This window comes from Paradesulfitobacterium ferrireducens (assembly GCF_017310645.1).
GTDB lineage: Bacteria > Bacillota > Desulfitobacteriia > Desulfitobacteriales > Desulfitobacteriaceae > Paradesulfitobacterium > Paradesulfitobacterium ferrireducens.
In genome coordinates, this window is sequence record NZ_JAFLRH010000009.1 from 77,960 (window position 1) to 101,881 (window position 23,922).

General features: G+C 48.7%; 19 protein-coding genes, 2 tRNA genes and 1 riboswitch. Of the genes, 15 read left to right on the plus strand and 6 right to left on the minus strand.

All coding sequences use genetic code 11. The features are described 5' to 3' along the window. Positions 1 to 26: 26 nt before the first annotated feature. The 3 genes from J0X21_RS03625 to ribD form a co-directional block, all read right to left on the minus strand. Positions 27 to 1,229 carry a bifunctional 3,4-dihydroxy-2-butanone-4-phosphate synthase/GTP cyclohydrolase II gene (locus J0X21_RS03625; protein ID WP_206810842.1) on the minus strand — a complete coding sequence of 401 codons (1,203 nt, stop codon included), beginning with the start codon at positions 1,227 to 1,229 and terminating at the stop codon, positions 27 to 29. 83 nt (positions 1,230 to 1,312) lie between these two features. Beyond that, positions 1,313 to 1,969 carry a riboflavin synthase gene (locus tag J0X21_RS03630; RefSeq protein ID WP_206810843.1) on the minus strand — a complete coding sequence of 219 codons (657 nt, stop codon included), beginning with the start codon at positions 1,967 to 1,969 and terminating at the stop codon, positions 1,313 to 1,315. Positions 1,970 to 2,055: 86 nt separating this feature from the next. Further along, entirely contained in the window at positions 2,056 to 3,171 is a 1,116-nt protein-coding gene (gene ribD / locus J0X21_RS03635) for a bifunctional diaminohydroxyphosphoribosylaminopyrimidine deaminase/5-amino-6-(5-phosphoribosylamino)uracil reductase RibD (protein WP_206810844.1), read from the minus strand. 227 nt (positions 3,172 to 3,398) lie between these two features. Continuing rightward, a riboswitch (FMN riboswitch) is annotated at positions 3,399 to 3,513 on the minus strand. Between the two features lie 216 nt (positions 3,514 to 3,729). Here ribD and glpK point away from each other — a divergent pair. Next, a complete protein-coding gene (gene glpK / locus J0X21_RS03640) occupies positions 3,730 to 5,229 on the plus strand; it encodes a glycerol kinase GlpK (protein WP_206810849.1) in 1,500 nt (499 codons plus the stop codon). A 2-nt stretch (positions 5,230 to 5,231) separates the two neighbouring features. On the opposite strand, the gene J0X21_RS03645 is transcribed toward glpK, so the two are convergent. From J0X21_RS03645 to J0X21_RS03655, 3 genes are all read right to left on the minus strand, one after another. Then, positions 5,232 to 5,756, minus strand: coding sequence for a GNAT family N-acetyltransferase (locus J0X21_RS03645; RefSeq protein ID WP_206810851.1), 525 nt, complete (start codon positions 5,754 to 5,756; stop codon positions 5,232 to 5,234). A gap of 247 nt (positions 5,757 to 6,003) precedes the next feature. Further along, a tRNA-Thr gene (locus tag J0X21_RS03650) sits at positions 6,004 to 6,079 on the minus strand. A 14-nt stretch (positions 6,080 to 6,093) separates the two neighbouring features. After that, positions 6,094 to 6,170, minus strand: a tRNA-Pro gene (locus tag J0X21_RS03655). Positions 6,171 to 6,339: 169 nt separating this feature from the next. On the opposite strand from J0X21_RS03655, the gene J0X21_RS03660 reads away from it, so the two are divergent. The 14 genes from J0X21_RS03660 to J0X21_RS03725 all read left to right on the plus strand — a co-directional run bounded on the left by J0X21_RS03660 (position 6,340) and on the right by J0X21_RS03725 (position 23,910). Then, positions 6,340 to 7,191, plus strand: a complete 852-nt coding sequence (locus J0X21_RS03660; RefSeq protein WP_206810853.1) for a DegV family protein — start codon at positions 6,340 to 6,342, stop codon at positions 7,189 to 7,191. Beyond that, positions 7,188 to 8,144: a tRNA glutamyl-Q(34) synthetase GluQRS gene (gene gluQRS, locus J0X21_RS03665; protein ID WP_206810855.1), complete on the plus strand. Its 957-nt coding sequence runs from the start codon at positions 7,188 to 7,190 to the stop codon at positions 8,142 to 8,144. The genes J0X21_RS03660 and gluQRS overlap by 4 nt, the downstream gene beginning before the upstream one ends. An 85-nt stretch (positions 8,145 to 8,229) precedes the next feature. Further along, positions 8,230 to 8,436, plus strand: coding sequence for a hypothetical protein (locus tag J0X21_RS03670; protein WP_206810856.1), 207 nt, complete (start codon positions 8,230 to 8,232; stop codon positions 8,434 to 8,436). A 603-nt stretch (positions 8,437 to 9,039) separates the two neighbouring features. Next, positions 9,040 to 9,804 (plus strand): ATP-binding protein, encoded by a 765-nt coding sequence (locus J0X21_RS03675; protein ID WP_206810858.1) that lies wholly within the window; start codon positions 9,040 to 9,042, stop codon positions 9,802 to 9,804. 72 nt (positions 9,805 to 9,876) lie between these two features. Next, on the plus strand, positions 9,877 to 11,895 hold the full coding sequence (cooS, locus tag J0X21_RS03680; RefSeq protein ID WP_206810859.1) for an anaerobic carbon-monoxide dehydrogenase catalytic subunit: 2,019 nt from the start codon (positions 9,877 to 9,879) through the stop codon (positions 11,893 to 11,895). A 20-nt stretch (positions 11,896 to 11,915) separates the two neighbouring features. After that, complete coding sequence (gene acsB, locus J0X21_RS03685; protein WP_206810861.1) at positions 11,916 to 14,096, plus strand: acetyl-CoA decarbonylase/synthase complex subunit alpha/beta; 2,181 nt, start codon at positions 11,916 to 11,918, stop codon at positions 14,094 to 14,096. An 87-nt stretch (positions 14,097 to 14,183) separates the two neighbouring features. Further along, on the plus strand, positions 14,184 to 15,506 hold the full coding sequence (acsC, locus tag J0X21_RS03690; protein ID WP_206810863.1) for an acetyl-CoA decarbonylase/synthase complex subunit gamma: 1,323 nt from the start codon (positions 14,184 to 14,186) through the stop codon (positions 15,504 to 15,506). 177 nt (positions 15,507 to 15,683) lie between these two features. Beyond that, positions 15,684 to 17,597 carry an ASKHA domain-containing protein gene (locus J0X21_RS03695; RefSeq protein WP_206810864.1) on the plus strand — a complete coding sequence of 638 codons (1,914 nt, stop codon included), beginning with the start codon at positions 15,684 to 15,686 and terminating at the stop codon, positions 17,595 to 17,597. 29 nt (positions 17,598 to 17,626) lie between these two features. Beyond that, positions 17,627 to 18,388, plus strand: a complete 762-nt coding sequence (locus J0X21_RS03700) for an ATP-binding protein (protein WP_206810866.1) — start codon at positions 17,627 to 17,629, stop codon at positions 18,386 to 18,388. A gap of 15 nt (positions 18,389 to 18,403) precedes the next feature. Then, the gene (locus J0X21_RS03705) at positions 18,404 to 19,372 is read left to right on the plus strand and encodes an acetyl-CoA decarbonylase/synthase complex subunit delta (RefSeq protein ID WP_206810868.1); all 969 of its coding nucleotides are present in this window, start codon (positions 18,404 to 18,406) and stop codon (positions 19,370 to 19,372) included. A gap of 111 nt (positions 19,373 to 19,483) precedes the next feature. Then, positions 19,484 to 20,278: a methyltetrahydrofolate cobalamin methyltransferase gene (locus J0X21_RS03710; RefSeq protein WP_206810870.1), complete on the plus strand. Its 795-nt coding sequence runs from the start codon at positions 19,484 to 19,486 to the stop codon at positions 20,276 to 20,278. A 133-nt stretch (positions 20,279 to 20,411) separates the two neighbouring features. Further along, on the plus strand, positions 20,412 to 21,824 hold the full coding sequence (locus J0X21_RS03715; RefSeq protein WP_206810872.1) for a hydrogenase iron-sulfur subunit: 1,413 nt from the start codon (positions 20,412 to 20,414) through the stop codon (positions 21,822 to 21,824). An 11-nt stretch (positions 21,825 to 21,835) separates the two neighbouring features. Then, the gene (locus J0X21_RS03720; RefSeq protein ID WP_206810873.1) at positions 21,836 to 22,870 is read left to right on the plus strand and encodes an NAD(P)-binding protein; all 1,035 of its coding nucleotides are present in this window, start codon (positions 21,836 to 21,838) and stop codon (positions 22,868 to 22,870) included. 89 nt (positions 22,871 to 22,959) lie between these two features. Beyond that, entirely contained in the window at positions 22,960 to 23,910 is a 951-nt protein-coding gene (locus J0X21_RS03725) for a hypothetical protein (protein ID WP_206810875.1), read from the plus strand. Positions 23,911 to 23,922: the final 12 nt, after the last annotated feature.

Sequence of the window (23,922 nt, forward strand, 5' to 3'; positions counted from 1 at the left end):
AAGACTTTACCCGGATTTTTATAAAATTAACGGACACCGGTAAGAAAATGTCCCATTCTGATTTTTTTGGTGTTGAGATAGCGGGCATTTTCCGGTTTGGGGGAGACTTCCAGCGGAACCCTTTCAACCACTTCGAGTCCGTAACCTTCCAAGCCAACGATTTTGCGGGGATTATTCGTCATTAGCCGAACTTTGGTGATGCCGAGGTCTGCCAGAATCTGGGCCCCGACACCATAGTCACGGAGGTCGGGCGGGAAACCTAAGGCGATATTGGCTTCTACTGTGTCTTTGCCTTCCTCCTGGAGCTTATAAGCTTTAAGCTTGTTCAGAAGCCCGATCCCGCGGCCTTCCTGGCGCATATAGAGCAAAACTCCCCGGCCTTCACGTTCGATCTGGGCCAGGGCTGCGCTTAACTGCTCGCCGCAGTCACAGCGTCTCGAGTGAAAGACATCTCCTGTAAGGCATTCGGAATGCACTCGGACTAGGACCGGTTTCCCATCATCCACCGTTCCTTTCACCAAGGCCAAATGATCCTGGTCATCCAAAAGGGAACGGTAGCCAACGGCCCGGAACTCCCCAAAATCTGTGGGCAAGTGGATGCTTTCTACCATCTCGACTAATTTCTCCGTTTGGCGGCGGTAGCGGATAAGATCCTTAATGGTAATCAGTTTCAGCCCGTGTTTTTCCACAAACTTCAAAAGATCAGGTACCCGGGCCATGCTTCCGTCTTCATTCATGATCTCGCAAATCACGCCGGCGGGTTGAAGCCCGGCCAGACGGGCCAAGTCAACGGCTCCCTCGGTATGTCCGGCGCGCACCAAGACTCCCCCTTCGCGGGCCCGCAGTGGGAAGATGTGTCCGGGACGGCGCAAGTCTTCCGGTTTACTGTCCGGATCCATTAAAATTTTAACGGTAGCAGCCCTTTCAAAAGCAGATATTCCGGTCGTGCTGTCCGCACCGTCCACACTAACCGTGAAAGCAGTCCCATGCGGGTCGGTATTGTGCTGGACCATGGGATCTAACTTGAGAGCTTCGATTCGCTCTCCGGTGAGGGGGACACAGATAAGCCCTCGGGCATGAGTAGCCATGAAATTAATCGCTTCAGGGGTAGCCTTTTCAGCAGCCATCAAAAGGTCTCCCTCATTTTCGCGGTCCTCATCATCTACCACTACAATCATGCGGCCTTCCCGAATATCTTCGAGAGCCTGTTCAATGGTATTAAACGGCATTTGGATTCACTCCTTGTCTTTAGAAATTTTGGATATATTCTATAAGGCATCTTACCTAGTTTTTTAGCGATGATGGGGCATGGTTATAAGAATCCGTTCTGGGCCAGGAAATCTAGGGTCAGGTCACTTTTCTTGGACTCATTTCGTTCGTGAGAATGGGTAAGAAAACGGGCGACATATTTACCGATGAGGTCAGTTTCTAGATTCACTTTGTCTCCGATTCCTTTGCCGCCTAAGGTTGTTTCCTTTGACGTATGGGGGATGAGGGAGACTGAAAACAATTCCTCCGTGACTTCGACCACGGTTAAAGAGATCCCATCAATTGCCACCGAGCCTTTAGGGAGGATATACGGGAGCAAAAGGGGTGGGGCACTGATTTCATATACGCGGGCAATCCCTACGGGCTCAATCCGGGAGATGCATCCGACTCCGTCCACATGCCCGCTCACTAAATGCCCGCCTAGCCTGGTCTGGAGTTGCAAAGCCCGTTCCAAGTTGACCGGGCTTCCGCGTTTGAGTTCAGCGAGATTGGTTTTATGCAGGGTTTCAGCCATCACATCGACTGTGAATTCGCGGGAACCGAGTCGGACCACAGTGAGGCAGACACCATTAACCGCAATGCTGTCCCCAATGACTGTGCCCTCTAAAACTTTATTGGCCCTGACAGTTAGTTCAGCAGAATCCAGCAGCAGCCGGATATTGTCAACTGTCCCCAGTTCTTCGATAATGCCGGTAAACAAGAAACCACCTCTATCCAGTATTCAGGGCAGGTATTCAGTATTAAGAAGTAAGGTAAGAAGCACTACATAATGATAATAATCTGATCTCATTTAGAAGTATCCCGCTTAAGATAACCGGAGACGTGCACATCCCCTGTTTCCGTCCTGACTTCCAGCTGTGTAATTTCCGGAGCATCAGCCAGTTGTGCGAGCTGAAGCCCAGTGAGAGGAGAGGGGCCGTTCCCGATTAATTTCGGAGCCAAAAAAAACTCTATCTTATCAACGAGCCCGGCTTGAATGAGATTCCCGGCTAACCCCCCTCCGCCTTCCAGGAGGACACTGTTCCAGCCTCTCTTAGTGAGGTCGCGTAAAACGGTGGATAATGGAACGTAGCGCTTCTCTGGGTATTGCCAGACCTCCACTCCCGGTTGGCTTTGCAAGCCGGCGATTTTTGTAGCGGGGGCCGCCAAGGTAGTCGCAATAATACAGGGAGCTGAGCCGGAGCTGGAGAGAACTTGAGCAGTGTCCGGCAGGCGCAGGGTTCCGTCTACGATCAGGCGAACGGGGTCGCGCCCGCCTTCGATTCGGCAAGTGAGCGCGGGGTTGTCCTTGAGGACAGTTTCGCTTCCTACCATAATCACATCATAGGAGTTGCGCAAATAATGGACGTAGGCCCGGGACTGCTCATTGCTGATCCAGCGTGATTCCCCGCCGGCCGTGGCTATTTTCCCATCGAGGGAAAAGGCGGCTTTATACAGGACGAATGGAAGCCCTGAAGTCATAGCCTTGATAAAGGCTTCGTTAAGTTTTTGGGCCTCTGTCTGCAGGAGGCCTACCTCAACTTTAATCCCGGCTTCCTGCAGGCGTCTGATCCCATTTCCGGCAACTAAAGGATTTGGATCAACCATAGCCACCACGACCCGGTCGACCTTGGCCCGTACCAAGGCATCGGCGCAGGGAGGGGTACGTCCGAAATGGGAACAGGGTTCGAGCGAGACGTAAACGGTGGCGTGCTCAGCCAGGTTCCCGGCAGCCGCCAGGGCATGAACCTCGGCATGAGGTGTTCCGGCCCGGTGATGGTAACCTTCCCCTACAACATCTCCGTCCCGGACGATCACGCAGCCGACCATGGGATTGGGGCTTGTTCTCCCTTTGGCCAACGCAGCCAGCTCCAAGGCTCTTATCATATAAAATTCATCTTGAGGGGTAAATTTATGATTCATGCTTATTTCGTCACTCTCTGATCATTTGCTTTTAGTTTTAGCAGCTAAACACAGAAAAACACCTGGATTCCTCCAGGTGTCCTTTTTTAGCACGGGTTTATGTTGGGAAGGATACTTACTAAGAAATAGGCATACAAAAAATTTGCTCATGTCAAGCTTTTTTTAGAAAAGCTTTTATTTATTAGAAAAGCTTTTTATAGAAAAGCAATTTCTTAGAGATCCTTTACAACATCCTCTTCCCATCCAGACTATACTGTCGGCCCCGGAATCACACCGGGTCAACCAAGAAGGTTCGCGGGCTTTACCGCCGGTAAGGATTTTCACCTATCCCCAGAGGAATATTATTCGATTGTGAATTTATCTTAACCCATTTAACCGGATTTGACAAGATGCAAGAGCACATTTTTTCAACGGCTGAGTATTCTTCTTCGGCAGGATTAGTCTTCGCTTTAACGAATATTTTTTAGTATGGTCTAAAATTTGTTCTCAAGGGTAAAAAGATTTTCCCGCAGGTACATATGAAGGGGGGCGAAAAGCCCGGTTTTACCGGGTGGTGCTATGGCCAAATCCTATATCTTGGCTTTGGATCAGGGAACCACGAGTTCGCGCGCTATTCTTTTTGACCGGCAGAGCAGAATGGTAGCAGTGGCGCAAAAAGAAATCACGCAATACTATCCTCACCCCGGCTGGGTCGAGCATGATGCGGCGGAAATATGGCAGACCCAGTATCAAGTGATTGAACAGGTATTGGAGCAAAGCGGGGTAAAAGCGGCAGAGCTTGCCGCCATCGGAATAACCAATCAGCGGGAGACGGCTGTGCTTTGGGATAAAAATACCGGGGAGCCGGTCCACCGGGCGCTGGTGTGGCAATGCCGCCGCACCACCGAGATGGTGGAAGCGTTAAAGGCGGAAGGCTGGTCCGACAAAATCCGGGCCAAGACCGGGCTTATCCCTGATGCTTATTTTTCCGCAACCAAAATCAAATGGCTGCTTGAGCAGGTTGAGGGGGCAAGAGCCAAAGCGGCACGCGGAGAATTGCTCTTTGGCACAGTCGATACCTGGCTTCTGTGGCGGCTAACCGGAGGCAAGGTGCATGCCACAGATTATTCCAATGCTTCCCGCACTATGCTCTTTAATATTCATACGCTCAACTGGGATGAAGACATTCTGCAGGCCTTGGATATTCCCCTTTCCATCCTGCCGCTAGTAAAGCCCTCAAGCATCGTCTTCGGGGAAGCGGAATCCGGACTGTTCAAAGGATGGTCCGTTCCGGTGGCCGGGATTGCCGGAGACCAGCAGGCGGCTTTGTTCGGACAGATGTGCTTTACTCCGGGTATGGCCAAAAACACGTATGGCACCGGCTGTTTTATGCTCATGAACACCGGAACCAAGGCGGTTCAGTCCGGGAACGGCCTGCTCACGACCATTGCCTGGGGCCTGAACGGGCAGGTGGAATACGCGCTTGAGGGCAGTGTGTTTATTGCGGGTGCAGCGGTGCAGTGGCTGCGTGACGGCTTGAAAATCCTCGAAACTTCCGCCGATTCCGAGAAGCTGGCGCTTGAGGCTGCTGATTCCGCCGGGGTCTACGTGATTCCTGCCTTTACGGGGCTGGGAGCTCCTCACTGGAACATGAGAGCACGCGGCAGCATTTTTGGCTTAACCAGGGGAGTTGGCCGGGCCCACCTGGTGCGCGCGACCCTGGAAGCTCTTGCCTACCAGACCAAGGACGTGCTGGGGGCGATGCAGGCTGATGCCGCACTTGAGCTTCAGGCATTAAAGGTGGACGGCGGAGCGGCGGCCAACAACTTCTTAATGCAGTTTCAGGCGGATATTTTAGGGGTACCGGTGGAGCGCCCGCAGGTTTTGGAAACGACCGCCCTGGGAGCCGCTTACTTGGCGGGGCTTGCTGTCGGTTTCTGGCGGGATCTGGCCGAAGTGGCCCGGGCCTGGCAGTTAGATCAAAAATTCCTGCCGCAAATGACTGATCCGCATAGGGAAAAACTTTACCGGGGCTGGCAAAAGGCGGTGGCCCGCAGTTTGGATTGGGATGAGGATTAAGACTATTCAAAATCCTTTTTAAGTAAGCCCATCAGAATAGCATCATGGTACTTGCCGAGGATATAGCGCGCCTCTCTTTGCCTCCCTTCCACTTGAAAGCCCGCTTTTTCATAAGCTTTGATGGCCCTGGTATTGCCATCCCATGTATCCAGGGAAAGACGGTGCAGGTTCCATTGGCTGAAGAGAAAGCGGACGAAGGTGATGAGAGCGTCCGTGCCATAGCCTTTACCCCAGAAGTTTTTATCCCCGATGCTGATAAAGAGAGAAGCGGAGCGGGCGGGAATGTTAAAATCCCTAAAACCGATGGTACCGATCAAGACATTTTTTTCATTTAAGACGGCAAAGCGCTGCCCATCCGCAGACTCCTGTAAATACCTGTCCCTAAGCAGCTCACGGTTTAACAAAGTACTCAAAGGCCAAGAGCCGCTTGCCCATAAATTCACTTCTTGGTCATTTACCCATTCATAAAGGCGATCGATATCTTCCTCTTCCAAGGGACGGATTAAGGTCTTTTTACCTTTAAGCATGCTTATCTTTCCTTCCAGGAGACTATTTGTGCTACTCAGTTCATCCAAAGATAAATAATGTCTGACTATAATTATAGGAAAAAAGTTCGCATTGTAAAATCTTAGGATAGAAAATGCTCACCCCCTGAAATAATTAAGGGTGAGCGTATTTGCTAGTACAGGATAAAAATTATAGAGAAAGAATATGACAATGCGCAATGTTATGACAAAATCCCCGGACGCGGGGATTTTTCTTTTCAAAATAAAATGGAGCCGACGATGGGACTCGAACCCGCAACCTGCTGATTACAAATCAGCTGCTCTGCCAATTGAGCTACGTCGGCATATGAATTATCAGTGGTCGGGGCGACAGGATTCGAACCTGCGGCCTCTTGGTCCCGAACCAAGCGCGCTACCAAACTGCGCTACGCCCCGTTTCTTTCAGAACGTGTATTATCATAGCAAACTCAATCTGGCCTGTCAAGTCAATTATTCTTAATTCATTGCTCGGACCTTAAAGATAGGATATACTAAAATTAATTTAAAATATATTAGATGCTCAAAAAAGATTAGATCCCTAAAAAACGATTGGAGGATATTGATCGTGAGCAAGACTGCGATCGTTATGGATTCTACCGGATACCTGACATCCGATATCCTTAACCAATTTCCAATTAAAATCGTTCCGCTTACCGTAACTATCGGAACTGAAACTTTTGCCGAAACGGAATTAAGCAATGAACTGCTGTTGTTAAAAATTAAGGAAACCGGGAACTTTCCGACGACCTCTCAACCTCCAGTCGGAGCCTTTTTAGACACTTATGAACAATTATTGGCCGAAGGGTATGAGGAGATTGTGAGCATTCACATTTCTCAAGAAATTAGCGGTACATATCGCTCCGCCCAAATGGCCCGGGAAATGATGTCAAGTCCAAGAATACATGTGCTTGATTCCGGTTCGGCCGCTTTAAGCTTTGGCCTCTTAGGCTGGGCTGCCGGGGAAATGGCCCAAGCCGGAGCCGGTGCTGAAGAAATTGTACATAAAATAACCCAGTTAAAACAGCAAACTGAATTATACTTTATTGTCGATAGTTTGGAAAATCTCAAACGCGGGGGCAGAATCGGGGGGGCTTCCGCACTTCTGGGTACTTTGCTCCAGATTAAACCCATTCTCTATATCAATCCGCAGGGGGAGATTGATGTTTTTGACAAGGTGCGTTCGCGCGCCCGGGCTTGGCAGAGGGCTTTACAGGAATTAGTGAGAGCTGTGGCGGATGGCCGGCCTTACCGTATCTGTCTCCAGCATGTGGCTATACCAGATGAAGCGTTAACCCTTCTGGATGAGCTGAAACAGAAATTCCCCGGTCATGACATCCGGTTGTTCGAAGCGGGAGCCGTGATTGCATCTCATGTTGGCCGGGGAGCCTTCGGGATTTCATTTCAACCGGTTCTATGAAGGTAAGAGGACGATTTGCTCCCAGTCCCAGCGGAGAAATGCATCTAGGGAATGCGTTTACCGCATTGCTGGCTTGGCTTCAAGTGCGCTCAAGCAATGGAACCATGGTTCTGCGTATTGAAGACCTTGACCCGCAGCGCAGCCGCTCCGAGTATGTGAGTTTACTGATGCAAGATCTCCGTTGGCTCGGCTTAGATTGGGATGAAGGCCCGGATATCAGCGGACCATTCGGGCCGTATGAGCAAAGCCAGCGCTGGGATTTATATGAAGATACTCTGAACTGGCTTAAGATAAAAGGGCTGGTTTACCCCTGCTTCTGTTCGCGCTCCGAGGTGCAGAATGTAGTGTCCGCTCCCCATGATACCGGGAGCGGACGGGAGTACCCGGGCACCTGCCGGCATCTGCCTCCTGCTCTCAGAGAACGATATTTAGAAGAAGGCAGGAGATATTGCCTGCGTTTCCGGGTTCCGGACCGAGAACTGCGCTTCACGGATCTTAATTTTGGCTCTCAAATCATAAATCTCGAGCAGGAGCAGGGAGATTTCATTGTCCGCCGCAGTGATGGAGTCCACGCTTATCAATTGGCTGTCGTAGTGGACGATGCTTTAATGGATATCACCCATGTGGTGCGGGGTGCGGACCTTCTTTGGTCTACTCCCAAACAAATTGCACTCTATGAGGCATTGAAGCGACCGGTGCCGGCTTTTGTTCATATCCCGCTTGTCTATGGCGAGGATGGCCGGCGCTTGTCCAAACGCCACCAAGTACCCGGGATCAAAACCCTGCGCGAGCAGGGGATTAAGCCTGAACAAGTGGTCGGACTGCTCGGGTATTGGGCCGGATTGCTCCCCAAACCGCTGGCAATCCTTGCCCGGGATTTAATTCAAGAGTTTGACTTAAACAAATTAGCTGTTCAACCTGTTAGACTGGACAGTTCGATGAAAATTGGGTAGGGTATAGTGCGGTCGTTTATCAGGTATGCTAAAAAAGTAAACTCGTTGGTACTAATAATACCTCAAAAGACGGGAGTGAAGCATAATGTCTGAGATGCCGCCGCGAAAATACCTCTGGCAGTTAGCCGACTTCAATAATATCGATTCCAGCTTGTTGTGGGAAGACACGGATGAAATCACGGATGATCAAGGGAAAGACACGCCTCCAATCAATTCTTCTTTAATCGAAGAAGCGGCATTAACAAACGGATTTGAACAAAGCGGTCCCTCGGAAACGGAATACGAGATTTAAGTTAGAAATTAACTTTTATGGCTTTCTAAAAACTAAAATAAATTTAATTCATGACGGATATGGATTTGATTTTTATCATTAAACCGCAAGGAGAGTTGCCTAGTATTAGCAAGCTTGATTGCGGTTTTTTATTATTAACGAGGATTCAGAAGCTTGTAAACAGGCTTTTTTATGATATAAATGAAAAGAAATCCAAACAAGTTGAAAGAAATTATTAAATTTTTTCAATTGTTGTTTATTTGTTCTAATAATAGACATTTTGTGGCTGAATTAAAAGATTCAAGTAGTAGATCGGCACGTCTTTTTAAAAATAAAAGTAGATAATAAAATTAAATTATTTTAAGAAATAACTTAAAAAATAGAATCTTTTTTCACAAAGAAGGAATGATAGACTTTGATCGCGAACATTCAATCAAGAAAAAATACTATTCACCCCTAAAAAAATGCCGCTCAACCGGATTAAGAAATTTTCTGAATGTTTGATTGATTTATTGTATTAATTTAGAAATGTGGTAAAATAGGCTTTGTGAAGCCTGCAAAATTATTCGAACTTAAATAAGTGATTTATTAGAACTAAACTACGTACTAAAGGGGTTAATGACAATGAAAATTGCTGTCTCAGGCAAGGGAGGAGTGGGTAAGACCACATTTGCCGCAAATCTGGCGCATTGGTTAGCGGCCAAAGGCACCAATGTCCTGGCTGTAGACGCTGATCCTGATGCCAGCCTTGGAACCGTGCTCGGGATTGAGGAAGATGTTTTAGCTGACTTAAAACCGATTGTGGATATGAAAGAATTAATTGAAGAGAGAATGGGCGGAAGCGGGGCTTTTTATCCGCTGAATCCGCAAGTAGACGATATTCTTGATGATTATTCCATCCCTCTGGGGCCTATCCGTTTCTTCCGGATGGGTAATATCAAAGGGGGCGGTTCGTCATGTTATTGTAAGGAAAACAGTTTCCTGCATGCCTTAGTTAATTCCCTGATTTTGGGTGAAGAGGACACGGTCATTCTCGATATGGGGGCAGGGATTGAACAATTGACCCGGGGCACGGCCCAAGGGGTTGATGTCTTGGTTATCGTGACAGAGCCCAGTAAAGTCAGTTTCCAGACTGTGGTAATCATTCAAAAGCTGGCCCGGGAACTTGGAATACCTAGAGTTGTAGTCGTAGGAAATAAAGTTCGAACCGCTCAAGAAGAGAGTTTTCTTAGAGACCGCTTTTCCGAAGCTGAGCTGGTGGGAATTGTACCTTACAGCGAAGAATTATTGGAAATGTCCATCAACACAGGAAACAGTCAGTTGCCTGCGGGGTCTCTAGGTTTACATCTAGATAAAATTTACCAGAAAATTGTGAGGGAAGGGAGATGAAGCGTTAGGATATCGTTCTCTGTCTGCATCGATCGTGATGTAATTCATCTTTAGAAAGAGGAGGTTTGTATTATGCCAAGATATCGGGATTTGACACATAGTGCCCGTCCTTCCGATGCACCGCGCGTTGTTGAACCTAAAAATCCAATGCGCACAACGGATCCTGGTGCCGCAGAAATGCTCAAATTAGCGCAAGAACAAAAGATCGAAACGGTGTTTGACCGCGTTGTTGCGCAACAACCCCAATGTCAATTTGGTTACAAAGGTGTTTGCTGCCGTATCTGTATCGCCGGCCCCTGCCGGGTTAAAGCGGATGACGGCCCGGCCAGCAAAGGAATATGCGGGGCTACCGCCTACACGATTGTGTCACGGAATCTGGTGCGCTTAATAGCCGGTGGGGCCGCATCCCACTCGGAACACTCCCGTCATGTTTTGCATACGGCACATGCAATGACCGAGGGTCACGCTCCGGATTATAAAATTAAATCTCCGGAGAAACTCCGTAAATTAGCTGAAAAACTCGGTATTTCGGCCCTTGACCGGGGTGATATGGAAATCCTTTCGGATGTTGTTGAATTAGGTTATGCTGATTTTGGCCGTTATCAAGAACGTCCATTGGCATTTTTAGATAGTTTCCTGACTGAAGGACGGCGCAGGAAGTTTAATCATACTAACATTATGCCGAAAGCCATTGATGGCACGGTTACGGAATTGATCGCGCAAACCGCAATGGGCGTTGACGCCGATCCTGTTAACATTATCTTTGGTGGCTTAAAAGCATCGCTTGCAGATTTAGCCGGTGAATATATCGGTACCACTTTAAGTGATGTGCTTTTTGGCGTGCCGGAACCGATTGTTTCTGAATCCAATTTGGGTGTGATCAATCCCAAGATGGTCAACATTGCGGTCCACGGCCATAACCCGGTGTTAAGCGAAATGGTTGTGGCTGCGGCCAGAATGATGACGGACGAAGCCAAAAAGGTTGGAGCTGAAGGCGTCAATATTGTGGGTATCTGTTGTACTGGTAATGAATTATTAATGCGTCAAGGAGTGTATTTGGCTACATCATCGGCTTCCCAGGAAATGGCGATTATGACCGGTGCCCTGGATGCCATGGTGGTTGACATCCAATGTATTTATCCTGCGGTCCAGCAAGTTGCCGAATGCTTCCATACAAAGATCGTCACAACGGAAAGCATTATGAAAATTCCCGGATCACAGTTTTTAGCCTTTAATGCGTCCACAGCGCTGGAAGACGCGAAGAAACTCGTTAAGATCGCGATTGAATCGTATAAGAACAGGGATCCTAAGAAAGTCTCAATTCCCAGCGAAAGGCACAAACTGGTAGCCGGGTTTAGTATTGAGGCTTTGACGGATATTTTCTCCAAGGTTAACCCCGAAAGACCGATTTCTGTTCTCACCGATGCCATTTTGAACGGACAAATAAAAGGGGTTGCTCTCATGGCCGGGTGCAACAACCTGAAACGTCCGCAGGACGAAGGACACGTTGCGGTGTTGAAGGAATTGGTTAAAAACGATGTGTTTGTGATCGCAACCGGGTGTTCGGCGGGTGCGTATGCCAAATTCGGACTCATGTCGCCGTTGGCGGTGGATGCTTACGCCGGGCCCGGACTCAAGAGCTTCCTGAAGATGCTCGAAGATGCGAATCCCCAACTCACCACGGGACTGCCCTTGGTATTCCACGTGGGTGCCTGCGTGGACAACAGCCGAGGTATGGATTTAGCGATTGCCATGGCCAATGAGCTGGGAGTTGATGTGCCCAAGGTTCCCTTTGTGGCCTCTGCGCCGGAAGCGATGCATGAAAAAGCCGTGGCGATTGGTACTTGGTGTGTGACGATGGGCTTACCGACGCATGTCGGTTCGATGCCGCCAGTTGAAGGTAGCGACCTTATCTATGGAATTACCACTCAAATTGCCCATGATGTATTCGGAGGTAGCTTTATCTTCGAGATGGATCCTGTGATCGGGGCGCGGAAGCTGCTCGATGCCTTGGAATATCGAACCTGGAAGCTGGGCATTCATAAACAGGCAGCTGAGAAATTCAATACTTCACTCGCTCAAGGGTGGTAAGAAAGGAGGAGGAATGGTTTATGTCCATGGAACAAATATATGAAGGAGCAATCACTGACCCGAGTAAGCAAGGAACTAAACTGATTAGGCGAGCTTATGACGGCACCTTGATTGCCTTAACTTATGCGGAAATCCTGCTTAACCGGGCCATTAAAACGTATGGTGCGGAACAAGAGATCGGTTATCCGGACACGGCCTACCACCTTCCGGTTGTCACATGTCTCTCTGGTGAAAAAGTTACCAAATTAGGGGAATTGGTTCCCATTCTGAACCGGCTGCGCAACCAAGTCAGATCAGAGCGCACTTTTGAGAATGCCCGGCTGTGGGGGGAATCCGTCCTCTATGCTGCGGAAATCATCGAAGCCATTCACTACTTGGAGAACGATGAGCCGAAAGTTGAGCCTTGGACCGGTTTCCTCGGCGACCCGGTTGTCCGGAAATTCGGGATTAAGATGGTTGACTGGACGATTCCTGGCGTGGCGGTTATTTTGGGTCGCGCCAAAGATTCCAAAGCAGCGAAAAAATTGCTGGATGACCTCATGGGCAAGGGCTTTATGATCTTCCTTTGCGACGAAATCATTGAACAACTACTGGAAGAGAATGCCAAGATCGGGATTGACTATGCGGTTTTTGCTTTGGGCAACTTTACACAAATCATCCATGCAGTTAACTACGCTTTCCGTGCAGGTCTGGCCTTCGGGGGTATTCCTGCAGGCAGGCGCGAAGAACACCGTGATTATCAGAGACGCCGTGTCCGGGCATTCGTTTTGAATCTCGGCGAATTGGATGATGTTAAGTTGGCTGCCAGCATGGGTGCAATCTTCATGGGCTTCCCGGTCTTAACCGACCAAGAGCTGGGCGAAGATATGCAGATTCCCGACTGGTATATCTCTGAACCAGACTATGATAAGATTGTTCCGCTGGCTCTTGAAGTGCGTGGCATTAAAATCACCAGCATGGATCTTCCTATTCCGGTCAACTTCGGCCCCGCTTTCGAAGGTGAGACGGTACGTAAAGGCGACACCTATGTGGAGTGTGGCGGCGGTCGTACAACAGCCTTTGAGTTGGTGCGTATGGTCGGACAGGACGAGGTAACAGACGGTCAAGTGACCGTGATTGGTCCGGAGTTGGACCAAGTGCCGGAAGGGACAAAGTTGCCTCTGGGTATCATGGTTGATATCTATGGCCGTAAAATGCAGGCCGACTTTGAAGGGGTTTTGGAGCGCCGCATTCACTACTTCGCTAACTATGGTGAAGGGGTATGGCACACCGCGCAGCGCGACCTGGCCTGGGTGCGGATTTCCAAGGATGCGCGCAGCAAAGGTTTCCTGTGGAAGCACCTTGGAGAAATTCTCATGTATAAGTTCCGGACAGAGTTCCCGGCGATCGTGGACCGGATCCAGGTCACGATCGTTACGGACCAGGCCTTGGTCGAAGAAAATATCGTCAAAGCCCGCGAACGTTACCGGTCCCGCGATGCCCGCATGAAGGCCTTAACGGACGAGTCGGTTGAGGAGTTTTACTCTTGTCTGCTGTGTCAATCCTTTGCGCCGAACCACGTTTGTATCGTCACTCCGGAACGGGTGGGACTCTGTGGTGCGGTGAGCTGGCTCGATGCCAAAGCAGCTTTTGAAATTACCCCAACCGGACCGAACCAGCCGATTCCCAAAGGACCAGCCATTGATGAGGTCAAAGGAATGTGGCAAAGCTGCAATGACTACCTGAGGCCGGCTTCCAACAATACTTTGGAAGAAGTGAACCTGTACACCCTGATGGACAGGCCAATGACTTCCTGCGGCTGCTTCGAGGCTATTATGGCAATTGTACCTGAAGCGAACGGGCTAATGATCACGACCCGTGAGCACAGCGGCATGACTCCTTGCGGCATGACCTTCTCGACTTTGGCCGGAACGGTCGGCGGCGGTCTCCAAACCCCTGGCTTCATGGGAATTGGACGGACCTATATTGTAAGTAAGAAGTTCATTCCTGCAGACGGCGGCATTGCCCGTATTGTCTGGATGCCAAAAGAGTTAAAAGAATTCTTGCGCGAAGATTTCGTGCAGCGTGCGATTGATGAAGGACTCGGAGAAGACTTCATCGACAAAATTGCGGATGAAACCATCGGCACCACGGTCGAAGAAATTCTGCCCTTCCTCGAAGAGAAAGGACATCCCTGCTTCAATCTTGATCCACTGATGTAATTACATTGTTTTTGCGGTCCGTCAGAGACATAAATGGTCTCTGGCGGACCCATGCCGATATCATTTCAATAAGAAAGGGGTCAGAGTATGGGTTTAACAGGTTTAGAAATCTACAAACAGCTGCCGAAGAAAAACTGCGGAGAATGCGGAACACCGACATGTCTGGCTTTTGCAATGGCTTTGGCTGCCGGGAAAGGTTCTTTGGACGCTTGCCCGCATGTTACAGACGCTGCGCGTGAAGCCTTGGATTCAGCATCGGCGCCGCCCATTAAAGCCATTAAATTCGGAAGTGGTTCCATCCTAGGTGATGAGACCGTACTGTTCCGTCATGACAAAACGTTCTATCATCCTACCACTATTTTGATTCAAGTCTCTGATACCATGAGTGACGATGAGATCGCAGCCAAGGTTGCTGAGATTAATGATCTGGAGTATGACCGCGTTGGTCTGCATTATTCTTTAGATGGCGTAGCCGTTGTCAATGAATCCGGAGACGCTGCCCGCTTTGCCGCAGTGGTCGCTGCTGTAGCCAAAGCCACTGAGAAGTCTATGGTTATTTTGAGCAACAGCGCTGAAGCTTTGAAAGCAGCGGTGCCCCAAGTAGCAGAGCGCAAGCCTTTAATCGGCAGTGCTACCGCGGATAACTATGAAGCCATCGTTAATTTGGCAAAAGAGCAAGCCGTGCCGGTTATCCTAAAAGCTGACGGACTCGATGCTTTAAATGACCTGGTTGAGAAAGCTCAAGCTCTGGGTTACAAAGAGTTTGTGCTCGATCCCGGTTCCAGAACTCCGAGCCAAAGCTTGGCCAACTTCACCCACTTGCGCCGTCTGGCGATCAAGAAAAAATTCCGTCCGTTTGGCTATCCGGTCATTGCTTTCACGAGCAAGAGCGAACCGCTGGACGAAATCCTGGAAGCATCGGTATATGTAACTAAGTATGCCAGTGCGATCGTCATAAAGACCAGTATCAAGGCTCATTTGCTGCCGCTGCTTACTTTGAGGCAGAATATCTACACGGATCCGCAGAAACCGATTCAGGTTGAGCCGACGCTGCACGTGGTGGGCGATGTCAATGAGGACTCTCCGTTCTATATCACCACCAACTTCTCTCTCACCTATTACAGTGTGGAAGGGGAAGTGGAAGCCAGCAAGATTCCGAGTTATATCCTTCCGATTGATACCGACGGGACGTCCGTGCTGACCGCGTATGCAGCCGGTAAATATGAGCCGGATAAGATCGCGGCTGCCATGGAAGCCAGTGGAATCGCTGATAAAGTGAAACACCGCAATGTCATTATCCCCGGCTATGTCGCCGTAATTTCCGGGAAATTGCAAGAACTGACCGGGTGGAAAGTCATTGTCGGACCGCGGGAGTCCAGCGGCATCGTATCCTTTGCCCGGACCCTGTAGTTCAGGTATTCAGAAGTCAGAATTCAGAATTCAGTAGTTCCTTGCATACTTTTCTCTTGATCCTTGCTCAAGTTTATTCTGACTCCTGGCTCCTGTCTCCTGAGTACTGACCACAAAGTAATACTAGAAAGATAATTATCTCAGAGGGTTTTGAGTGAGAGCGAGGGAAGTGACGAAATGCCCCAATGCCAAGTTAAATTTATGCCGGAAAACAGAATCATAGAAGTGGAGAGCGGAACCTCCCTGCTTAAGGCGGCTTCAAAAGCCGGGATTTATATTAAGTCGAGTTGTGGGGGCAAAGGTAGTTGCGGCGCTTGTAAAGTTCTGGTCATATCCGGAGAGCCCCAGGTAGAGGGTACCGGCAACCTGTCTCCCGAGCAGCTGTCCCAGGGAGTTCGGTTAGCCTGTAAAACCTTCGTCCAAAGTGATGTAACAGTTGAAGTTCCTCCCGAATCCAGGCTGCAAGAGCATCAAGTGCTGATGGGGGATGTCCAGAAAGGTCTGCTTAAGGAAACTGAAGAAGACATGATGGAAAAGTTCGGACACGACCCTCTGGCTGTCAAAGTTAGGGTTCAGCTTTCTGAACCGACTTTGACGGAAAACGCGAGTGACTGGTCCCGTCTGAGTATGGAGTTAAAAAAGGTTTTACATGCAGGGGCTAAGCCCATTCAGATTCCCCTGACTGTGCTCCAGACACTGCCCGAGACCTTGCGCCAAGCTAACTGGGATGTTTCGGTAACGCTTACCGTCATGGAATCCGGGTATACGGTAACTCATGTAGCGAAGGGCAATGATATTCCTCCTTATGGTCTGGCGATTGACATTGGCACAACCACAGTTGTGGTTTACTTGGTGAACTTATTAACCGGGGAAATTGTAGATAAGCAGGGGACTTACAATAAGCAGGCTAAATTTGGGGATGACGTCATTTCCCGGATAGTGTATGCGGTTGAAAGCCCGGAAAATTTGCAGGAGATTCATCAAGCGGTCATTGATACTGTGAATGATCTCACGGACAAAATTATCTCCCGGCAAAACCTTAATTTCAATGACCTGGCAGTCGCCATGACGGCCGGCAATACGACCATGACTCAATTACTGCTGGGTGTGGATCCAAGATATGTGCGGCTGGAGCCATACATTCCGACTATGAATGATGTTCCGTCCGTGCCGGCCCGGCAGATTGGACTTCATATCTTGCCGGAAGGCTTAGTCCACTCCTTTCCTTCAGTAGCCAGTTATGTCGGCGGAGATATTGTTTCCGGTACACTGGTTACTGATATGGCGAACGGAGAAGATATCGTCCTCTTCATTGATATCGGCACCAATGGGGAAATTGTACTGGGCAACCAGGATTGGCTGGTATCTTGTGCCTGTTCAGCAGGGCCTTGCTTTGAAGGCGGCGGCATTACCTTTGGCATGAGAGCAATGCCGGGGGCTATTGAGAGGGTTAAAATTGATCCGGAAACGTTAGATGTCAATCTTAAAGTGGTTGGAAGAATACCGCCGGTAGGAATTTGTGGTTCCGGTTTGGTTGACTGCCTGGCTAAACTTAGAGAGGCAGGTATCATTGACCGGGCCGGTAATTTCCAGCTTGAACACCCGTCCCAATCTGCTCGCTTGCGGGCAACCGCTGATGATAAAGAATTTGTCCTGGCTTGGGCCCATCAATCCGGCGGCGAGAAGGATGTTGTCATTACCGAAAATGACGTTAAAAACTTAATCCGGGCCAAAGGGGCCATTTATGCCGGGATCCGTTCTTTGCTGACGATGGTGGCTGTCGATATCGAGATGATCAGCCGGATTGTGATTGCCGGTGGGTTCGGGAATTACCTGAATGTCCATGACTCCGTTCAAATCGGGTTGCTCCCGGATTTGCCGGAGGATAAATTCCAGTTTATCGGGAACTCTTCCGTTAAAGGTGCCAGGCTGGCGCTGCTTTCTCAAAATGCTTGGAAAGAAGCGGCGGACCTGGGACATAAAATGACCTATATTGAGCTATCCGTGGGTACCACATTTATGGACGAGTTCGTGTCAGCGCTGTTCTTACCGCATACGGACTTATCCCTGTTCCCGTCCGTGCAAGGTTGATAACCTGTGACAAGAAGGTGGAGAGTAAAATGACAAAATATGTAGCAGTAGCCGGCAAGGGCGGGGTGGGCAAGACAACGTTTACCGCTTTAATGCTCAGGCACTTGAGTAAACAGAAAAAAGGAATCTCCATACTGGCTGTTGATGCGGATCCTAACGCCAACTTAAATGAGGCTCTGGGACTTACGGTGACTGCGACCATTTCCGATCTTTTGGAACAGGCCAAAAATCCCAAAGCCATTCCCGACGGAATGCCCAAAGATATCTTTATTGAGTATAAACTGCAGCAGTCTTTAGTCGAATCGAAGGATATTGATCTATTGGTCATGGGCGGTCCTCAGGGGCCTGGGTGCTATTGCTATCCCAATGATCTATTGCGTAAATATCTGGAGAATTTGGGCAGTAACTATGATTTTGTGGCAGTGGATACGGAAGCCGGTCTCGAACACATCAGCCGCAGGACCATTCCGCATATTGATACGATGTTTGTCATCAGTGACTCTTCCGCTCGCGGGATTCGATCCGCCGGCCGGGTTCATGATTTGATCCGGGGAATGAGAGCCGAAGTCGGGGAAGTTTACTTAGTCGTTACCAAGACTGCGGACAACAGTTTGGAATCATTGGCCGATGAAATTGCCCAAACCGGGTTAAAAGTGATTGGAGATATTCCGTTAGACCCGCTGGTGGTGACACAGGATTTGGCAGGCAAAGCCTTATATGACTTGCCTGACGATGCGGTGTCCGTTCAAGCTGTCAAGAAAATTATCAGTCGTGTAGGGATCTTGAAGTAGAAAGGAGAGAGGTCAATGCCCGTAACTTTAGTAAAAGAAAAGTATCCAAGTAAAGTCGGTGAGGTTGTTCTCGGCGCTACCGCTGCAGAGGGCGGTACCCGTACCTCTGTAATCAGAGTGGGTGGTGACGGAACCCTGCCGTTTCTACAGTTCGAAGGCAGTGTTGAGAACCGTCCGATTATTGCAATGGAAGTCACTGATATTGTTCCGCCGTGGAACGACACCATTAAAGAGCAATTCGGGGATGTACTGGGAAACCCGGTAGCAATGGCCAAAAAATGTGTCGAAGAATTCGGTGCAGATGCAATTTATCTTAAATTAATCGGTGCTGACCCGGAAGGAGAAAACCGCAGTCCTGAACAATGCGCGCAAGTGGTGAAAGATGTCTTAGCAGCTGTTGGCGTTCCTTTAATTGTAGTGGGCTGCGAAGATCCGGAAAAAGATAATGAAGTGATGGCTGCTGTGGCGGAAGCGGCTGCCGGAGAAAACCTGTTAATCGGTTTGGCGGAGCAGGATAACTATAAGTCCATTACGGCTGCTGCCATGGTGCACAAGCATAATGTCATTGCCCGTTCTCCGCTTGATATTAACATTTGTAAACAGCTCAACATTTTGATCAATGAAATGGGCTTGCCTTTGAACAAAATTGTGATTGACCCCATGATCGGCGGTTTGGGCTTCGGAATTGAATATGCCTATTCCATTATGGAGCGGGCCCGTCTGGGTGCTTTGGCCGGAGATAAAATGCTTTCTATGCCCATGATTTGTACGGTGGGCTATGAGGCCAACCGGGCCAAAGAAGCTAATGTCGGGGCAGGTGAATTCCCGGGGTGGGGTGAACTGCAAGACCGCGGCATTTTGTGGGAGGCAGTTACTGCTGCTGCTCTGCTCCAAGTGGGTGCCAGCATTTTGTTAATGCGCAACCCAGCCTCCGTTCGGTTAGTGCAAAGAAATATTGCCGATATGATGGAGCAAAACGCTTAAATACTGCAAAACCAAAACAATAATCTGGCCCGCAGCGCCAGCTGGATAGTTTGCGCTGCGGCTGCCTCCGACTTAAAAATATATTTAATTTTTTGAAAGGACGTGAGCGGATTGATTATTATTGGCGAACGTATTAACGGGATGTTTAAGGATATTGGAGAAGCTCTCCGCAATAAGGATCCTAAGCCTTTTCAACATTGGGCTTTGAAACAACAAGAAGGTGGAGCGCATTATCTGGATGTAAACTCTGGACCGGCTGTTCCGACCGAAGAGCGGCCGGAAGCATACAAATGGATGGTTAACGTCATTCAAGAAGTTTCTGATTTGCCTCTGTGTTTAGACTCAACCAACTATGATGCCATCGAAGAGGGTTTAAAATTATGTAAACGCCCGGCTATGATCAACTCCTGCCCGGCGGAGCGTGCTAAAATCGAACGCGTCTTTCCCATGGCTGTCCAATACAATGCATCTTTGATCGGCCTGACCATGGATAAAAAGGGTATTCCCAAAGACGCTGAAAACCGCGTGGCCTTTGCCATGGAATTAGTCGCTGCCGCCGACGAGTTTGGTTTGCCGATGGAAGAGCTCTACATTGACCCGCTCATTCTGCCGGTCAATGTGGCTCAAGAACATGCTCCGGAAGTTTTGGAATCCCTGCGTCAAATAAAGACTTTGGCTAATCCGGCTCCCCGGACAGTCTTAGGACTTTCCAATGTTTCTCAGAAATCTCCGGACCGTCACTTAATCAACAGAACATATTTAGCGATGGCCATGGCTGTAGGCCTTGACGCTGCAATCGTTGACGCGAATGATGATGCCCTCGTTGATGCTGCGGCTACTGCTCAAATCTTGCTTAACAAGAGTATCTATGCCGATTCTTATCTGAAAGTGTTCCGCACTCGCTAAGCTTGTCCAGGGTAGGTCCCCGGGGAATTCCCTGGGGACCTTGTTTTAGCATCCATGAATTAACCCCTCGCCATATTCAGAGTAATGCCAATATTTGGCCTAAAGATATGGGTGGAAAATGGGAGTGGTTAAAATGAACATCTCTGTCCATTCGTCAGTGCTTGTGATCGGAAATGGGGAAGCGGCACAGGTTGTAGTTGAGACCCTTTCCGTTCACCCGGTGACTTGGATAAAGGAGAGTGCTCGAGTTGTAGAAGTATCCGGGCAAAGGGGCAATTTTAGGGTAAAAGTGGTTCAAAGAGAGACTGGAAATGTTGAATGGATCGATGCCGGGGCGATTGTCTTAGCCTTGGAACCGAAGGCCGGACTTGATCCGGGATTTCCCAGGACAGAGTGGATCCAACCAATTGCTAAAGCGAAACATTGGTTTAGTGCCGGCCCACAGGATTATGCTTTTTATCTTAGGGATTTAGATAATGAACATACTTTCAGCCGCGCCCTGGATCAGGCACTGCGCTTGAGAAGCCAAGGCGCCGGTGTTTATGTGTTTTATACAAATCTAAAACTTGGAACTTTAGAGCATGAAGAATCGTACCAACGGTGCCTGCATGCAGGTGTTAAATTTTGGCGAGTAAATAATCCCTTAACAATTCGGACAGAGGAAAAGGGGTTGCGTCTGGGTTATTATGACCCTTTTCTGAATTTAGAGTTTGAACAAACGGTTAGCACTCTGTTTGTAGGAGAAATATTTACACCTAGTTCAGAATTGGTACGTCTGCAAAACAAGTTTAAACTTAAATCCTCTTCAATATTCAATTACCCTCCGGGTGCCAACCGTCCGGGCATTTTCGTGATTCATGAGGCCGTGGTATCAGGAGTGGCGGTTGAAGAAGCGGCTGTTGCCGTAGCCGGGGAAATCGCCCCTCTCCGGGAAGGAGAACTAAGCATTACAGATACCTTCCCTATCATCGACCCTGAACGCTGTTCCTTGTGTTCCACCTGCTCTCAAGTGTGTCCGGCAGGGGCGGTTGAGCTTGACCGGAATCATTCCCGGGTGATGTTAGATCCTTTGGCCTGCCAGGCTTGTGGAATTTGTGTGAGTGCTTGTCCCAAGGGAGCAGTTTCCTTTCCTTTGTTTAACCGCGCCTTGGTTTACGAGCATCTACGCAAAAATTCAAAGAATAAGGTTTTAGTATTTGCCTGCCAGAATTCAGGTGCAGTGGCCTTAAGAAAAACAACTCTACCCTCAAAGATGGCGGCCAAGGTTGAATTAATGATTGTTCCTTGTGCGTGTGCACTCGATCATTCCTACCTGGTAGAAGGGTGGCTTCACGGTGCGGAGCGTTTGATCCTTGCTACCTGTCCCCCTGGAAGCTGTGCCAGTCATAAAGAACACAGAACGGGGGATATACAGAGAATACTACAAGAGATGGGGGCTAAGCCTCAACTTGTTCACATAATAGCGGTAGCCGCCAACTCTCCGGCACTGTGGCAGCAAGAGTTAAACCAAGTGTTGCGGACATATACCAATCAAGAAGTGAGTTAATGGAGAGAGGCATGAGCGATAGGATTTTAGTTGTAGGTGCTGGAATTGCGGGGATTACGGTAAGCCTGGGTATAGCGCAGGCAGGCCATGAAGTCTTTTTATTGGAACAAGATAAGGAAATGGGGGGCAAAGGCAGACTGTATGCCTGTAAAGCGACGGAACATTGTCAGGAATGTTCGGCCTGCCTGATCGCAAAATCTAAGACAAAGCTTGTTCATTATCCCAACATTCACCCATTGCCTTATAGCATGCTCACCGGCTTGCAGGGTAATCCCCCGCATTTAAGAGCCAGTATAAGATTACTGAATGAAATCCGCTCAGACCTAGGAGCCGAGACATCACTAGAAGTTCAGGCCTTCGTGGTTGCAACCGGGTTTCAAATCCATCATCCGGAGATTCCGGAAGAGTTGGGCTATCCCGTGCTCAAACAAGTGGTTTTGGCCTCTGAACTGGAACCGGTTCTAGCAGATCCGCAAAAGCTTAATGCCAGGTTTGGCCGCTTGCGTCGAATCGGAATTGCCTTGTGTATAGGGAGCAGGGATGAACGCCCTCATCATGCCAACTATTGTTCACGCTATTGCTGTGCTTATGCTCAGCACTTGGTGCGGCGTTTAAGCTACTTCTATCCTCACATAAAAATTGACGTTTTTTATCGGGACTTATTCAATATCAGGTCTGAAGACATCGTGTCGAATAAAGTTAAACTCATCCGGGCAACACCGTCCAAAGTATTCAGCTATCCGGCAAAAACTTTAACTCTGCGCCTTGCTGATTCGTATACCGGTTCTCTCATGGAAGAAACGTATGATCTTCTAATTCTGGTGCCGGCTCAAAAACCTAATAATCATTTAGCCTTGGACTTTCCGCAGCTTGGCCTTGGATTAGATGCCCGCGGATTTTACCTCGATAACGGTCAAAATAAGGATCAGGTTCCTGGAGTGTTTGCAGCAGGTTCATGTACCGGAGCCAAAGATATTCCGGAAACCATTACCCACGCCAAAGGGACAGTGGCACAAGTTTTATATTATTTGGATAAAATCCGTTAACAAATAAAGAAAAAGTCTTTCTCCATACATATCTAATCCTTTTGCTGCATAGCTATCGAACAGGATTATTTTCATGGAGGTGGACAAACTTGGAAGCGTACTTTTTCCAAGATCCTGGGATTCAAGAACATATAGACCATATCATCGAAAAACTTTTTGCAGTATGCTTACTCACCGGCCCAGATGCAGATGCAGAATTTCAGCGCGGCTTAAAAAGCGCCCAGAAGCTGGTGGCAGCTTTAGCCAGCGTATCTTCTCTTTCGGAGGGAGAAATTTATAATGGGGTCAGACAAATAATCGAACAGCGGCTTCCGGACCCCCGTGTCATAGAAAATTTTCCTGTGTTTAACACGATACTGGAAAGAATGATCATGGAATCCGCGTCCATCGCCCCGCCTCCTCCAACCATAGCCGGAGCCCGAGTCAATATCATTGACGGCCGTTCGACGTCTAAGACTGACCTTAGTCAAGTAAAGATAAGAGCCTATGAGAACAGAATTGATACAATGCCAGCGCTTCCATCAGAAGCACCCATAGAAGAGCCTAAAGAAGAGCCTAAAGAAGCACCCATAGAAGAGCCTAAAGAAGAGTCTAAAGAAGAGTCTAAAGAAGAGTCTAAAGCTGAATCTAAAACCGATCCAGAAACAGAGCCTGTACAAGAGCCGGATGCAGAACGAGTCATAGAACCAGAAGTAGAACTGCATACATCCGCAAGGAAGCTATCCAAGGGGGCTGTGAAACGGCCATTATCCGTACCGACAGAGGCAGAGCATTTGGCTTTAGTGCTCAGTTATCTCTTCCCCAAAGCGTCAGTGCGCTGGAATATGAATTTGGCGGGATATCAGTTTCTGGCCCAAGTGGAAGATGTATTAATTTATCTTGATCAAGTTGCCAATGGAACTGAAGTCGAACATAAAATGCGGGCCGAAGGCTGGAAAACAATCGTTTTAAACTATGAAGATTTAAAATATTGGCGGCGGCTGGAACGTCAAATTCGAAAAACGGTCGAACGGAAAAACAGAAAAGTTAAAACATTATAATTAAAAAAAGCA

Coding starts and splice junctions, on each gene's coding strand:
- J0X21_RS03625 (WP_206810842.1), bottom strand. CDS start 1,229: ATGCCGTTTAATACCATTGAACAGGCTCTCGAAGATATTCGGGAAGGC.
- ribD (WP_206810844.1), bottom strand. CDS start 3,171: ATGAATCATAAATTTACCCCTCAAGATGAATTTTATATGATAAGAGCC.
- glpK (WP_206810849.1), top strand. CDS start 3,730: ATGGCCAAATCCTATATCTTGGCTTTGGATCAGGGAACCACGAGTTCG.
- J0X21_RS03645 (WP_206810851.1), bottom strand. CDS start 5,756: ATGCTTAAAGGTAAAAAGACCTTAATCCGTCCCTTGGAAGAGGAAGAT.
- gluQRS (WP_206810855.1), top strand. CDS start 7,188: ATGAAGGTAAGAGGACGATTTGCTCCCAGTCCCAGCGGAGAAATGCAT.
- J0X21_RS03670 (WP_206810856.1), top strand. CDS start 8,230: ATGTCTGAGATGCCGCCGCGAAAATACCTCTGGCAGTTAGCCGACTTC.
- J0X21_RS03675 (WP_206810858.1), top strand. CDS start 9,040: ATGAAAATTGCTGTCTCAGGCAAGGGAGGAGTGGGTAAGACCACATTT.
- cooS (WP_206810859.1), top strand. CDS start 9,877: ATGCCAAGATATCGGGATTTGACACATAGTGCCCGTCCTTCCGATGCA.
- acsB (WP_206810861.1), top strand. CDS start 11,916: ATGTCCATGGAACAAATATATGAAGGAGCAATCACTGACCCGAGTAAG.
- acsC (WP_206810863.1), top strand. CDS start 14,184: ATGGGTTTAACAGGTTTAGAAATCTACAAACAGCTGCCGAAGAAAAAC.
- J0X21_RS03695 (WP_206810864.1), top strand. CDS start 15,684: ATGCCCCAATGCCAAGTTAAATTTATGCCGGAAAACAGAATCATAGAA.
- J0X21_RS03700 (WP_206810866.1), top strand. CDS start 17,627: ATGACAAAATATGTAGCAGTAGCCGGCAAGGGCGGGGTGGGCAAGACA.
- J0X21_RS03705 (WP_206810868.1), top strand. CDS start 18,404: ATGCCCGTAACTTTAGTAAAAGAAAAGTATCCAAGTAAAGTCGGTGAG.
- J0X21_RS03715 (WP_206810872.1), top strand. CDS start 20,412: ATGAACATCTCTGTCCATTCGTCAGTGCTTGTGATCGGAAATGGGGAA.
- J0X21_RS03720 (WP_206810873.1), top strand. CDS start 21,836: ATGAGCGATAGGATTTTAGTTGTAGGTGCTGGAATTGCGGGGATTACG.